1 protein-coding gene is annotated in these 522 nt (G+C 46.0%); it reads right to left on the reverse strand.

Annotated elements, in window-relative coordinates; genetic code table 11:
- Positions 1–522: C40 family peptidase (locus WKT11_RS19845; RefSeq protein WP_340285801.1), on the reverse strand; the 522-nt coding region annotated here is incomplete at both ends.

The raw sequence follows: 522 nt of genomic DNA on the forward strand, positions 1-522 counted from the left end.
GTGGTACATCTGTGTCGGCGAAACAAGAATACCGACGTGTGTTACATACGAACCAGCGTTATAGGTGGAATGGAAAAACACCAAATCGCCTGCTTTTGCCTGCGAGAGTGGCAGATGTTGGGTTGCGTCATACTGTGCTTGTGCTGTTCTCGGTAAGGAGATACCAGCTTTTCCATAGCACCATTGCGTCAATCCCGAACAATCAAAGGAAGTATTCGGGTTACTGCCACCATACACATACTTCCAGCCTTGATATTTCAACGCTTCATTCATTACCTTTTGTGCCAGTTCTCCCGATACCTGCGGAACTGCTAAATACTGATTGACTACTTCCACATAGAACATATTTCCATAGCCATACCGCCAGCCCCCATTCTTAGCAACGGCTATCGGGTTGGTGTAGGTTACTTTCTTTCCACCCGATTTCTCACGGGCGAAGCTCTCTGCAAGATTAAAAGTGTGTTTTTTTCCTTTTCCTGCCACATATCCCACATAGCCACCGCCATAGTTATAAGACTGTAT

This window comes from Blautia sp. HCN-1074, assembly GCF_037890165.1.
Lineage (GTDB): Bacteria > Bacillota > Clostridia > Lachnospirales > Lachnospiraceae > Blautia_A.